Origin of the sequence: uncultured Aquitalea sp., assembly GCF_945957525.1 — a bacterium.
GTDB lineage: Bacteria > Pseudomonadota > Gammaproteobacteria > Burkholderiales > Chromobacteriaceae > Aquitalea.
In genome coordinates this window covers 216,742-229,385 of sequence record NZ_CAMFLA010000004.1, presented here as the reverse complement: position 1 = coordinate 229,385, position 12,644 = coordinate 216,742, and the positions used below count along the sequence as shown (strand labels likewise).

Annotated in this window: 13 protein-coding genes; 3 read left to right on the top strand and 10 right to left on the bottom strand. The window is 57.5% G+C overall.

All coding sequences use genetic code 11. The features are described 5' to 3' along the window. Window positions 1-476: 476 nt before the first annotated feature. The gene (locus Q0P52_RS05990) at window positions 477-1,109 is read left to right on the top strand and encodes a LysE family translocator (protein WP_293765384.1); all 633 of its coding nucleotides are present in this window, start codon (window positions 477-479) and stop codon (window positions 1,107-1,109) included. Between the two features lie 82 nt (window positions 1,110-1,191). On the opposite strand, the gene Q0P52_RS05985 is transcribed toward Q0P52_RS05990, so the two are convergent. Beyond that, the gene (locus tag Q0P52_RS05985; protein ID WP_293765383.1) at window positions 1,192-1,485 is read right to left on the bottom strand and encodes a hypothetical protein; all 294 of its coding nucleotides are present in this window, start codon (window positions 1,483-1,485) and stop codon (window positions 1,192-1,194) included. 9 nt (window positions 1,486-1,494) lie between these two features. After that, window positions 1,495-2,076, bottom strand: coding sequence for a hypothetical protein (locus tag Q0P52_RS05980; protein ID WP_293765381.1), 582 nt, complete (start codon window positions 2,074-2,076; stop codon window positions 1,495-1,497). A gap of 527 nt (window positions 2,077-2,603) precedes the next feature. Here Q0P52_RS05980 and Q0P52_RS05975 point away from each other — a divergent pair. Next, window positions 2,604-3,977 carry a cytosine permease gene (locus Q0P52_RS05975; RefSeq protein ID WP_293765380.1) on the top strand — a complete coding sequence of 458 codons (1,374 nt, stop codon included), beginning with the start codon at window positions 2,604-2,606 and terminating at the stop codon, window positions 3,975-3,977. Window positions 3,978-4,116: 139 nt separating this feature from the next. Here Q0P52_RS05975 and Q0P52_RS05970 read toward each other — a convergent pair whose 3' ends face one another. The 5 genes from Q0P52_RS05970 to Q0P52_RS05950 are packed head-to-tail and all read right to left on the bottom strand — an operon-like array spanning window position 4,117 to window position 9,139. Next, window positions 4,117-5,940, bottom strand: coding sequence for a chemotaxis protein CheA (locus Q0P52_RS05970; protein WP_293765379.1), 1,824 nt, complete (start codon window positions 5,938-5,940; stop codon window positions 4,117-4,119). Window positions 5,941-5,963: 23 nt separating this feature from the next. Continuing rightward, the gene (gene cheZ, locus Q0P52_RS05965; protein ID WP_293765377.1) at window positions 5,964-6,722 is read right to left on the bottom strand and encodes a protein phosphatase CheZ; all 759 of its coding nucleotides are present in this window, start codon (window positions 6,720-6,722) and stop codon (window positions 5,964-5,966) included. Between the two features lie 48 nt (window positions 6,723-6,770). Then, entirely contained in the window at window positions 6,771-7,160 is a 390-nt protein-coding gene (gene cheY, locus Q0P52_RS05960; protein WP_293765376.1) for a chemotaxis response regulator CheY, read from the bottom strand. 47 nt (window positions 7,161-7,207) lie between these two features. Continuing rightward, a complete protein-coding gene (locus Q0P52_RS05955) occupies window positions 7,208-8,149 on the bottom strand; it encodes a chemotaxis protein (protein WP_293765375.1) in 942 nt (313 codons plus the stop codon). A 45-nt stretch (window positions 8,150-8,194) separates the two neighbouring features. Further along, complete coding sequence (locus Q0P52_RS05950; protein ID WP_293765374.1) at window positions 8,195-9,139, bottom strand: chemotaxis protein; 945 nt, start codon at window positions 9,137-9,139, stop codon at window positions 8,195-8,197. A gap of 313 nt (window positions 9,140-9,452) precedes the next feature. Between Q0P52_RS05950 and Q0P52_RS05945 the strand changes: the two genes are divergently transcribed. Then, a complete protein-coding gene (locus Q0P52_RS05945) occupies window positions 9,453-10,079 on the top strand; it encodes a LysE family translocator (RefSeq protein WP_293765373.1) in 627 nt (208 codons plus the stop codon). Window positions 10,080-10,170: 91 nt separating this feature from the next. On the opposite strand, the gene prfH is transcribed toward Q0P52_RS05945, so the two are convergent. The 3 genes from prfH to Q0P52_RS05930 all read right to left on the bottom strand — a co-directional run bounded on the left by prfH (window position 10,171) and on the right by Q0P52_RS05930 (window position 12,517). Further along, on the bottom strand, window positions 10,171-10,794 hold the full coding sequence (gene prfH, locus Q0P52_RS05940) for a peptide chain release factor H (protein WP_293765372.1): 624 nt from the start codon (window positions 10,792-10,794) through the stop codon (window positions 10,171-10,173). Next, complete coding sequence (locus Q0P52_RS05935) at window positions 10,785-11,930, bottom strand: RNA ligase RtcB family protein (RefSeq protein ID WP_293765370.1); 1,146 nt, start codon at window positions 11,928-11,930, stop codon at window positions 10,785-10,787. The genes prfH and Q0P52_RS05935 overlap by 10 nt, the downstream gene beginning before the upstream one ends. A gap of 227 nt (window positions 11,931-12,157) precedes the next feature. Further along, on the bottom strand, window positions 12,158-12,517 hold the full coding sequence (locus Q0P52_RS05930) for a DUF6404 family protein (RefSeq protein WP_293765368.1): 360 nt from the start codon (window positions 12,515-12,517) through the stop codon (window positions 12,158-12,160). Window positions 12,518-12,644: the final 127 nt, after the last annotated feature.

Sequence of the window (12,644 nt, the reverse complement as noted above, 5' to 3'; positions counted from 1 at the left end):
ACAAAGCGCGAGTTCAGGCGCGCCGTGCCAGTGCTAGGCCCCTGAGGGTAGCCGCAGGCCATGCTTGCAGGGTGGCCTTTAGGGATGAAAGGGATCTTTGGCCAAGCAAAGATCCCTTTCCCGTCCGCCGCGCGGAAGCGGCCCCCAGCCCACCTAACAAACAACCAGAACCAATACGGTTTCCTACCCCTTCGGCCAACCTTGTGCAAATGCCTTGGCTGACTGCTGCGCCTTTGCCCCGTCATACTTGCGGGTCCCGCCCCCGCTGGCGAGTGAACTGTGCACGCTGGACGGGCTGGCAGCGGCTTGCCACTTGCCGCTGGCGGAGCGCATGAGTCGGTGGTTGGCGGGGTAAGGCGCTGGCGCCGTTTGGCGGCAAGGACGTGGGCTGTGGTAAAACAGAACATCCTGCGGTGGCCGGGCAAGCCGCCGCGCAACGCACGCATCCCGCGCACTGCGCAGTTGGAGGTTTTCGCATGCCGTCCTGCTCTTCCTTGTTGGCCTTTGCGCTGGTGTCGCTGGGCATGGCGCTCACGCCCGGGCCCAATATGATCTATCTGGTGTCGCGCTCCATCTGTCAGGGCAGTCGGGCCGGACTGGTGTCGCTGGGCGGCGTGGCGCTGGGTTTTCTCTTCTATATGGCCTGCGCGGCCTTTGGCATCACGGCGCTGCTGATGGCCGTGCCTTATGCCTACGATGTGCTGCGCTTGGGCGGCGCAGCCTACCTGCTTTACCTTGCTTGGCAGGCGCTGAAACCGGGCGGGCGCTCACCGTTTCAGGTGCGCCAGTTGCCGCACGACAGCGCCCGTAAGCTGTTTGCCATGGGTTTTGTCACCAATCTGGCCAACCCCAAGATTGCCGTGATGTACCTCTCTCTGCTGCCGCAGTTCATCACGCCGGGGCATGGCAGTGTATTGGCGCAGTCGCTGGCGCTGGGTAGTGTGCAGATTGCCATCAGTGTCAGCGTGAATGGCGCGATTGCCTGCATGGCGGGCGCGGTGGCGGTGTTTCTGGGCGAGCGTCCACTATGGATGGCGGCGCAGCGCTGGTTGATGGGCATGGTATTGGCCGGACTGGCGGTACGAATCGCCGTGGAGTCCCGCCGCTGATTGCCATGCCAGAGGTGGTTCATGCAAAAGCCAGCGCGTGCGCTGGCTTTTGTTTTGGGGGGCGTTCGTATTTGATATTCAATTACGGAGCCTCATTCAGGAAGTCATACTCTTTGAGTATGCGAGAAAGCTGCTTTGGGTTTGCTTTCTTTGAATTCAGTTTTTGATAAGTATCTTTTGCCCTGTTGCAGTACTTGTTTAACCCGGCTTGTATTTCATCTTTTCGCTCTTTGGGCAGGTCAGTATCCCACTCTCCCGAAAAGTGACGGCATAGCTCTGCATCTGATTTTAATTGATTGAAAGAGGCGTTGACATGCTGATTTGCCAACGCGATGGTGGAGTGTGTGGCGATGACTGCCAGAATGATGCGCTTCATGGTGTTTATTCATTCGCACCGACTTGACCGGTAGGCGGTGTTCACTGAAACCAAGTCGGTGGATTGATCGGATTTTACAATCTCATTCAGATTGAAACGGCAAATTTTCTCTTTCCAGTTCACCTCAAGAAATCCTTCGTAGTCAGCCCCCGCCTTGGGAGTGAATGAAAATGCGATGGGGCCACAATGAAAGCCGCTGGCATCGCCCAAAGCGGTAAAGATGGTAAGGATTTCATCGGGCTTTACGGTGTATTCCTTGTAATAGGCCTTGGAAAGAAGGCCATCTTTTTCATTCTGCATTTTTGTATTTACCGTTTCGGGCATGCCAATAACGGTATTGTTGGCTTTGCCGATAAAGGATGAGAATGCGTCGACAAGCCCGCCAGATACACTCTCGCCGCCATAAGGGCCAAGAAACCCCGTTTTGTAGCACGTACTGTTTCTATAAAACATGACGCCGATACCATTTTGGCCAAACAGCCTGAGGCGTGCTGGAGTTTCAGCGCCGGGGGCGGGTTCTGCCGCAGCGGTGGCGGCAAGGGCGATTCCGATAAGGATGGCGACAGATTTCAAAATAATGGCTTTGGTCATATTGTCCGGCTTGATGTGCGAGGGGGCTTTGGTGTTCGAGTAGGGTGGTTGTTGGTAGGGCTGGTCAGATTGATGCTATCCGTTTGGCATGGCGCTGTGAATGGGTTGCGGCAAGCCAAGGCTTGAGCTTGCTTGTGCCCGGTCATGCGGCGTACCTGCTTGAGGTCGAGCGGCCGTTTGCTCATGGCTGTTTGATGTGATGGGCGTTATGGGTCAAGCGGCTGCCTTGCGATGACCTTACGCTGTACTACTGCGAGCGCTGCCCAACCATGCCGTCGCCAGGGGCGAATCTGGTGCGAGCGGGATTTCGTCTTGGCGTCTACGTCGCGGTTTTGTGGCAAACCCACCGGTTTTATCCCTGCTGAAAACCCGGCTTTTGCCAAATGCATGAAATGCAACAGTGGCTTGTTTTTTTGTGCTTAATGTATATGCAATAAATTGCAAATGAGTATACATTTTGCGGGCCGACCTGCGTAATCGCCACTGAAGAGAGCGATCCGACGGGGCGGCCATCAAAGGAGAAAAGCATGAAAGACAAGTACTCGATTGACTGGGTGCCGGATGCCGCGCGCCACGGTCAGCCGTTTCAGCAGTTCACCCTGTGGCTGAGCGCCAACCTGCAGATTACCGCCATCGTGGACGGTGCGCTGGCGGTGGTGTTTGGCGTGCATGGCGTTACCGCCTTGTTGGGCTTGCTGTTGGGTAATCTGTTGGGCGGGGCGGTGATGGCGCTGCATGCCGCGCAAGGGCCTCGGCTGGGTTTGCCGCAGATGATTACCAGCCGGGTGCAGTTTGGCGTGAAAGGCGCGGCCTTGCCCTTGCTGCTGGCCATTCTCATGTATCTGGGCTTTGCCACTACCGGCACCGTGTTGTCCGGTCAGGCCATCAACCGCATCCTTGGTACGGATGGTTCGCCACTGGGCATGGTGGTGTTTGGCGTGATTACCGGCGTGATCGCCATTGCCGGTTACAACGTGATCCATAAGCTGGGCCGCATCGCCAGTGTGGTGAGTATCGCTGGTTTCGGTTTTCTTGCCTGGCGCTTGCTGTCGGCGCATCCGCTGGATGCCTTGCTGGCCGGCCCGGCTGGTGATATCGGTCAGTTGCTGCTGGCGATGTCGCTGTCGGCTGGCTGGCAATTGACCTTTGCGCCCTATGTGGCGGATTACTCGCGTTATCTGCCGGCTGATACGCCTACCGGCAAGGTGTTCTGGCCGGTGTTTCTCGGTACGGCCATCGGCGCGCAGTGCGCGATGAGCTTTGGCGTGCTGGTGGCGGGAGCGGGTGGTTCATTCATCAAGAACCAGGTGGGTTTCATGGGAGAGCTGGCCGGACCGGCGCTGGCCATGGTGATCTACTTTGCCATTGTGGCGGGCAAGCTGACGGTGAATTGCCTGAACGCCTACGGCGGCTTCATGTGCTCGCTCACCATCGTCAGCGGCATGAACGGCGCGAGAAGTTATTCGCCCAAGGCCCGTTCCTTGGTGATTGCTTTGTTCATTGCGCTGAGCGTGGTGCTGGCGGTGTTTGCCAGCCATGATTTTCTGGCCAACTTCAAGAACTTCGTCTTGCTGTTGCTGGTGGCTTTTGTACCGTGGAGCGCGGTGAATCTGATTGATTACTACCTGATCTCCCGTGAAAAGGTGGACATCCCCGCGCTGTACCAGCCGGACGGCCGTTATGGCGCTTACAACTTGCCGGCGCTGGCGAGCTATGGCGTGGGCATCCTGTCGCAAGTGCCTTTCATCAGCCAGGCCATGTACACCGGCTTTGCCGTCAAACTGCTGGGCGATACCGATATTTCCTGGATAGTGGGGCTGCTGGTAACGGCGCTGGTGTACTACCCTTGGGCCAAACGCACCATGCGCGTGCCGGCGCGGATGATCTACCCGGCAGCCTGACGCCTTGCGGCGGCTGGTGTCAGGCCGGCGCGCTTCGGCCAACCTCGCTGCGGATGACAAAAGCCCCTTGGGCTGTAAGCCAAGGGGCTGCTTGGTGGCTGCGCTGCTTGCCCGGCAAGGGGGGCGGGGCGGCGCTTGGTCAGTGCTGGATGAAGTCCGAGGTTTTGGCCAGGTTCTGGTTGCTGTCGCCGGTGTTCATCAAGTCCTCCATGTCCAACACCAGCACAACCGAGCCGTCGCCGGACAGGGTGGCGCCCGCCACGCCTTTGGGGCGAATGTTCTGCAAGGGTTTGATGACTACGTCGTCGCGGCCGACGAAGGAATCCACCGCCAGAATGAAAGACTTTTCCGCAGATTGCATCAGCACGCCAAAGTGCGGCTTTTGCGTGGGCTGCCAACCCAGCAAGGCCGACAGCGCCCGCAAGGGCAGGATTTCGTCGCGCACCACGATAGTGGGCTTGCCGGATATTTCCTGCATGGTGTTGGGGTCGAAGGTGATGATCTCCCGAACCATGGCCAGCGGCACCGCAAACGGCTGATTGCAGGAGCGCACCACCAGCACTGGCAGGATGGCCAGCGTCAGCGGCAGCGAGATGCTGATGCGCGTGCCTTCCCCCTGGGTGGAGTTGATGTCGATGCGGCCATTGAGTTTCTGGATGTTGGTACGCACCACGTCCATGCCCACGCCGCGGCCGGACACGCTTGAAATCTGGTCCTTGGTGGAAAAGCCGGGCATGAAGATGAGCTGCAGACACTGCTTTTCATCCAGGCCGTTGGCGGTTTCCTGATCGATCAGGCCTTTTTCCACCGCTTTGCGGCGCAAGCCTTCCGGGCTCATCCCCTTGCCGTCGTCGGTGATGGTGATCAGGATGTGGTCGCCTACCTGTTCGGCGGTCAGCTGAATGGTGGATTGCGGATTCTTGCCGGCGGCAATGCGTTCTTCCGGCGACTCCACGCCATGATCCACTGCGTTGCGCACCAGATGCACCAGCGGATCGTTCAGGTCTTCGATCATGGTTTTGTCCAGCTCGGTTTCCTCACCGGACAACACCAGGTCCACGTCCTTGCCCAGCTGTCTTGCCAGATCGCGCGCCAGCCTGGGGTATTTCTGGAACAACCGGCCAACCGGCTGCATGCGGGTTTTCATGACCGCGTTTTGCAGATCGCCCACCAGCAGGTCCAGCTGGTTGATGGATTCATCAAGCGAGCGCAGGGTAACGCCGGTATTCAGGCCTTGAAGGATCTCAGTGCGCAGCGTGGTGAGCCGGTTTTTGGTCAGGCCGATTTCACCCGAGAGATTCAGCACCATGTCGAGGCGCGCCGTATCAATGCGGATGGTGTTTTCTTGCGTGCTGCCAGCGCTAGAGCCCGAACTGGCCGGTGCCTTTTGCGGGCTGGGCCGTTCTGCCGGAACCGGGTGAGCAGGCGTGGGAGCGGGTGGCGGCGCCAGCTGGACGGGGGGCGGCGGGGCCGGCGTTGCCGCCGGCGCGGGAGGCGGAGGGGCGCTTTCCACCGGCGCGGCTTGCGGCGGCGGGGGGGCGGATGCGGTGACAGGCTCATCGTCCAGCGGCTTGCCGGCCAGCACATTGTCCAGTGCTTCAATGATGTGGGCATCCGCTTCGGCAGGCATCATGCCTTGCCCCAGGGTGCCAAACATATCCCTGACAATGCCCGTCGCATCCAGAATGACGTCCATCACCCTGGGGTTCAGCGCCAGCTCGCCATTGCGCAGTTTGTCGAAAAGGTTTTCCGTACGGTGGCAGAGGCTCACCATCGGATTGACATTGAGGAAGCCTGCGCCGCCCTTGATGGTGTGAAAGCCCCTGAAAATCTCGTTCAGCAGAGCCTTGTCTTCAGGACGCTTTTCCAGCTCAACCAGCTTGTTGTCCACGTCGGACAGCAAGTCGGTGGCTTCCATGAGGAAATCTTGTAGTAATTCTTCCATGCCGCCGAATACGCTCATCGCTTATCCCCCTTGAGCAAAAATCAGAAACCCAGACTGTCCAGCAAGTCATCCACTTGCTGCTGGTTGGAAACCACGTCAGCGCTGCCGTCGTGGTTGACGACCGGGCCGTTGAGCAGAGAGGAGTCCAGCGCGGTCTTGCGCGAATCGGGTGAAAACTCAACCAGCAGGTTGACCATTTCGCTTTCCAGGTTTTGAAACATGTCCATCATTTTCTTGATGACTTGTCCGGTCAGGTCCTGGAAGTCCTGAGCGATGACGATTTCTAGCAAGATGGAGTTGGTTTGCTGCGTCTTGTCGGGGATGGCCTCAAGAAAAGCCTTGGTTTCAGCGGAAAGCTGCTTGAACTCTTCGACGCCCAGTTGCCCATTGAACAGCTTGTCCCAGCGTTGGGCCAGCACATCGCCTTGCTTGCCCAGCTCTTCCTGCAGCGGTTGAGCTTCATCGATGGCGTTGAGCACCTTGTCGGCGGCGTTCTTGGTCAGGCTGGCGATATAGCTCAGACGATCTTTGGCGTCCGGAATGGATTCCGCCACGCGTTCAAGCGATTTGTCGTAGCCCATGTCGCGCAAGGCGTTGTGCATCTTCCGCGTGATCTGGCCTACCTGCTCATACATGGCTTGCGTATTTTCGCCATTGCCAGCCATTCCGCCGTCTGCGGTCCCGCTTGGGGCGGCCGTTTCGGCAGGCGCTGCCGCAGCGTCGTTGTGCTGGCTGGCAATGCTGTCGAACAGTGCTTCCAGGTCCGGAGAGTCTCCGCTATCTAGAATGTGATCAGGCATGTTTTATTTCCTCCCCGGCAGGCTAGTGATATTGCCTGCTTACATTCACTACATGTTCAGATTCTGGAATATCTTGCCCAGCTTTTCTTCCAGCGTGGCGGCTGTAAACGGCTTGACAATATAGCCGCTGGCGCCTGCTCCGGCGGCTTCGATGATGTTTTCTCTCTTGGCTTCGGCGGTAATCATCATGAACGGCAACTTTTGAATTTGCGGATCCGCGCGCACGGCTTTGAGCAGCTCGATGCCGGTCATGTTGGGCATGTTCCAGTCAGAGACGACAAAGTCGAAATGCTGGTTTTTCAATTTGTGCAGGGCAACCTGTCCATCCTCGGCCTCGTCAATATTGGTAAAGCCCAACTCTTTCAACAGATTCCGGACAATGCGCCTCATCGTGGAAAAATCGTCCACAACGAGGAATTTCATGTTTTTGTCTACCATGAATTTCTCCCTTTTGAAGACTGGCGGCAGTCTGCAATGGATGGGCGTTACCTGTGCAAATGGGGGGTCAGCGTTTCCGACAGAACGATCGGGTCGAACTTGGCGACGTACGCATCCACGCCGACGCTGGAGCCCATGGCCTTGTTGGCGTTGGATGACAGGGACGAATGCATGATGACCGGAATGCCGCTGAAGCGGGCGTCGGATTTGATCAGCTTGGTAAGTACGTAACCATCCATTTCCGGCATTTCCGCGTCAACCAGGATGATTTTAAGGTAGTCCTGCAAAGACTCGCCTTCGTCAAAATTGCGGCTGGCCAGCACTTGCAGCCTGTCCCAGGCTTCCCGGCCATTGTTGGCCTGCTGGTACTTGATGCCCATTTTGTCGAGCAGGCCAGCGATTTCTTTTCTGGCCACAACGGAGTCGTCGACAAAAAACATGTACTGGTTGGCTTCCAATTGCGCGGCGGGGATATCCGGCAGGCGGGTTTCGCCCACCACCGTGGCCAGCACTTGTTCCACGTCCAGAATGGAAACCAGCTTGCCGTCGTCAAGCTCGGTAATGGCGGTAATCATGTTGTTGCCCACGGCGCCGGTGGTGGTCATGTTCTCTGGCGCGCGCACCCGGTTCCAGTCAACGCGAATGATGCGGTCCACCGAGTCCACCAGAAAAGCCTGCGTGCTTTTGTTGAATTCGGTGACGATCATGGTGTCGTATTGCTTGGCGTTGTTTTCGGTCTCAATGAATGCCGCCAATGAAATGATGGGGATGATATTGCCGCGCAGCGATATGACGCCTTTTACGCCAAACGGCATGTTGGGAGACTTGGTAATGGCCGGCGCCTGGGAGACTTCCCTCACCTTGAATACATTGATGCCGAAGGTTTCGCGCGCGCCAAGCGAAAAAAGCAGGATTTCCATCTTGTTGGAACCAGCCAGTTTCGTGCGCGCATCCACAGTGGCAAGCAGTGACAGGTCTTTGTTTGACATTGTTTTCCTCCCTTGAATGGCCTGTATGTTGTTTGTTGTTGTTGCCTAGTGCAATTTCAGCATCTCTCGCAGCTTCAGCGCCAGTTTTTGTGCCTCAAACTTTGATACATAGGCGTCAACGCCTACCGATTCGCCCAGTTTCTGGTTTGAATTGCCGGAAAGCGAGGAGTGCATCAGCACCGGAATACCGCTGAAACGGGGGTCGGTCTTGATCAGCTTGGTCAGCATGTAACCATCCATTTCCGGCATTTCCACATCGGTCAACACCAGGTGCAGGGTTTCATTCAATTGCTTGCCGGCCAGTTCCGCCTGTGCGGCCATTTTCTGCAGTTCTTCCCAGGCACGCATGCCATTTATAGACGAGGTGTACTTGAGTTGCATGGCCTCCAGGGTTTGTTGCACCTGCTTGCGGGCAACGGCGGAGTCGTCCGTGAAGAAAACCATGCGTTCTTCCTTGACCGGCTCGATGTTGAGAAACAGGTGAGCGTCGTCGCTCAGCGAGGTCTCCGCCAGGATTTTTTCCACGTCCACCATCATGACCAGTGCGCCGTTTTCAAGCTCGGTGACGGCGGTAACAAGGCCGGCCATGCGGCTGGTGATCATGTCGGGCGGCACGCGCATGACGGACCAGTCGAGTCGCAATATGGTGTCCACGGCCTCTACCAGAAAGCCCTGCGTCTTGCCGTTGTACTCGGTCACTATCATGATTTCAGGCTTGCTGTTGGTCACGATGCCGGTGTACTTGGCCAGGTCGATGACAGGCACCAGACTGCCGCGCAGGCTCACCATGCCCTCTACTGACGCCGGCATTTCCGGCGCGCTGGTGATCTCCGGGGCGCGCATCACTTCGCGCACCTTGAAGACATTGATGCCAAATACTTCTTTGCGCTTGGTGCGCTCATCGTGACCCAGCGAGAACAGGAGAATTTCCAGCTTGTTGTTGCCTGCCAGCTTGGTTCTTGCATCAATCTTTTTGAGTAGGTCAGACAAGGTGGAGCCTCCGTGTTGTCGGGATGATTCAGTGGACTCGGTGGTTAGTGGCGGGCTTGATGGTTTGTGATTCCCGGCGGGAGCACTGGCGGCATCTTCAAGCAAACAGCCCGACGGGGATGTTTTTTTCATAATGCTAGACTAAAAAGCCCGCAAAGCCACGATTTCTGCAAGGTCTTTGCCATGCGAGCCTTGTTTTGAGCGATAAATACGGCCAGTTTGGCGGCGATGGGGCAGGGCGAGAGGGCTTGTTGATGCCGAGGCGGGAAATTAGAATGTTATTCCTTTCGCGCTTTGCGCAGAAAGGCCCGTCATGCCCTCCCTCGATACACTCCTGCTGTTCTCCCTTGCTTGCCTTGCGCTGACGGCTACGCCCGGGCCCGACATGCTGCTGATTGTTTCCCGATCCGTGAGCCAAGGGCGTTCGGCTGGACTGGCCACGCTGGCGGGCATCCAGCTTGGCACCTATTGTCATGCGCTGGCGACGGCGCTGGGTTTGTCCGGCCTGCTGCTGGCCGCGCCCGCAGTGTATGACGCGGTGCGTTATGCCGGCGCCGCTTATCTCTTGTGGTTGGCGGGCAAGACCCTCTTCGGTAAACCTGCAAGTCAGACTGACAGCGAGCCTGCGCCAATCCCAAGTCGCCGCATTGTGCTGCAAGGGCTGTTAACCAATCTGCTCAATCCCAAGATGGCTTTGTTTGTGCTGGCGCTATTTCCCCAGTTTGTGCAAGCGGAGCGGGGCGGCGTGCTTGTGCAGATGATGACCTTGGCCAGCGTGCTGAATCTGGTAGGGCTTGCGGTGAACGGCGTAGTGATCCTGCTGGCGGACAAGATGGCCAAACGGCTGCTGCGCAAAAAGGCGGGCTGGCCGCGCTATCTGCTGAGCGGGGTGTTTGTTGCTTTGGCTTGCCGCTTGGCCTGGGCTGAAGGGCGGAGTTAATCCGAGCTTGATTGTGTTGGTGGTGGATGCTGGGGGAAGGCAAGACACGGCCCGTGCAAAGGGCCGTGTCGGGTGCCATGGGGTATGTCGGTCAGCTTGACGCTACGGGCTCAAAGCGTTCCCCTTTGAAGATGCGGCGCGGGTTGCCTCGCTCCACTTCATGATGAAACTGCCTTCTTGCAGCGTTGCGTGCATCACGCTGCTGCGCATCGAGTTCCTTGAGTTTTTTGTGGATCAGCAAAACTGCCAGACGCTTATTGGCATGCTGGCTGCGTTCTGTCTGTACCTTGACGCTGATGCCGCTCGCAATATGAGTGGCGCGAATGGCGGAGTCGGTCTTGTTGACGTGTTGGCCGCCCGGTCCCGAGGCGCGACAGGCTTCAAAGCGTATATCCTGACTGGCGGACTGTGCGGTCTCCTCGTAGGCGGCAACACCGATGAACCAGTTTTTCCGGGGGTGTTTGGGGCGGTAGGGACTTTGGCATGTCCACTGCACGGTGCCTTGCCACTGCCTGGCCAGTGGTGCTGACTGCTCCCCCTCTAGTGCGAGTAGAACAGAGAGGCATGTACCGTGCTGGCTGCCAGGCATCTGCTGGATGAGCTGAACCTGAACGTTGAGCGCTGCAGCTTCGGCCAACAAGCGTCGCCACGCCTTGACTACTGCCAGTTCGCATTCCTGCGGGCCTTGCGCGGCGGAGATTTCAATCAGCAGCATGAGTTGCTCTCCCTTCGGGTTTTGTAAGTCAGCACTGGTTTCAGACGCGCCACTGGTTCGATCAGCCCGGCAGATTGCAGGGAGTCGATGACGGTTTCTATATTCTTGTAAGCCTCCGGGGCCTCCTCATAGATCAGCTCGCGGTCATCGCAAATGACATGGCTGCCAAGCACGGTGCGGCTGAGTTGCTGCAGTTTGTATCGAGAGGCGAGGCGTTCTTTGCATTCGCTTCTCATCCATTTTCGGCCCGCACCGTGTGCCAATGTGAACAGGCTGTTTGCCGAAGGTAGCGGTTTCACCAGATAGCTGTAATCTCCTCGGGAGCCGGGAATGACCACCAGTCCTTGTGTGGCCGGAGTAGCGCCTTTGCGGTGCAGCCAGCCTGTCTCGCCATTGATGGTTTCGCAACTTAACAGGTTGTGATCAATGTCCAGCAGGCAATCACCTTCAGCCCGGAGTCGTTCCAGCATGCGCCGAGCGATCAATTGTCTGTTGGCGTGGGCATAGCGCAGGGCGGCTTCGTGCTGCGCCAGATAATCCGCGCAGGCGCTTGAGCCTTCTTCCAGCCCTTGATGGTTATGCGTTTCGACATGCCGTTGCAAAATAGCTTGGCCAAAACCGCGAGACCCGCTATGCACCAGCAGCAACAGTTTGCTTTTATCTAGGCCCGCGCTTTCCAGCATGGCCGGCACATAAATGGCATCCAATGTTTGCAGCTCGGCAAAATGATTGCCTCCCCCAATGGTGCCCAGCGCTGTTTCATATCCGCTGTAGGGCAAGCCCAAAGAGGCAATACGCTCTTGCCAGTGGCTTTCGAGCGGCCCATCGATATTGCCCAGGTTTTTTTCGAGTTTGCTGGCCGAGTACTTTGTGCGCGGTAGCGATGTTTGCCACAAAGCCATGCCGCAGCCTATATCGTTGCCGATCAGTGCGGGGTAAAGGCGGCCAATAGAGAAAAATGCGGCGCCAACAGGGTAACCACGGCCAGGGTGAAGATCCGGCATGCCGGCTACGCGGCGCATGCCCGGCAGGGATGCGGTGTGATGCAATTGTTGGATCGCTTTACCTTCGATCCAGGTTTTCGCTGAGGCGATCAAATGTACGCCATCAGCTAAATGCTGTATGGAATTGCCCATATGCCAATCCTGAAAAAGAAATTAGGAGGGGGGATTGGCAGGCCTTGGCCGGGCTTTTGAAGCGCGCTAATGCAGCGCGAGTAGTTAAGCTTGGCGAGACCTGCAAAGGGTGCGCTGGTGATTCATGGCGTGTCTCCTTTGCAAGTTGAAATGAATGATGGGCAGCGATACTAGGCGGTAGGGCGAATTTTTGCAATAGGGGGCGGCATGTTCCGGGTAAGCCGGTTTCAGTTTGGTCCGAATGTTGTCCACGCGGGCAGCTTCAGCTTGCGCTTACGGTAGAAGAGATGGCATCCCGTTGCGATGGCCGTGAACGCCCCGAAAATAGCGGCTCTTCCGAGTGCCTTTTCCCAGCCCATGCCGGGGTCTTGCGACCACGTGCTGAGCCACATGAATATCCCCCACACTAGGGCGGATGTCATGCCGTACAGCGGTGCGGTCAGCCATACCGGTGCAAAGATGGGGGGAGGAATGTTGATACCCAGTTTCCAATAAAGCGGGTAGAGGAGCGGGTTGCATTCGTGGGGTTTGGCGCCGGCCGCCAGTGCGGCTGCGATGGCGCTGTCTCTCTGTGCGTTGGTTGTCATCGGACGCGCTTTCACAAGCAGGCAAAGTGGAATGCAAAATGAATGGCGATGATATTAAGCCTTCTTTTTTTGCTTTTGCCATGCCGGGCGGCGGGGGAGACAAACAGCAATTCCGGTCAGGACAGCG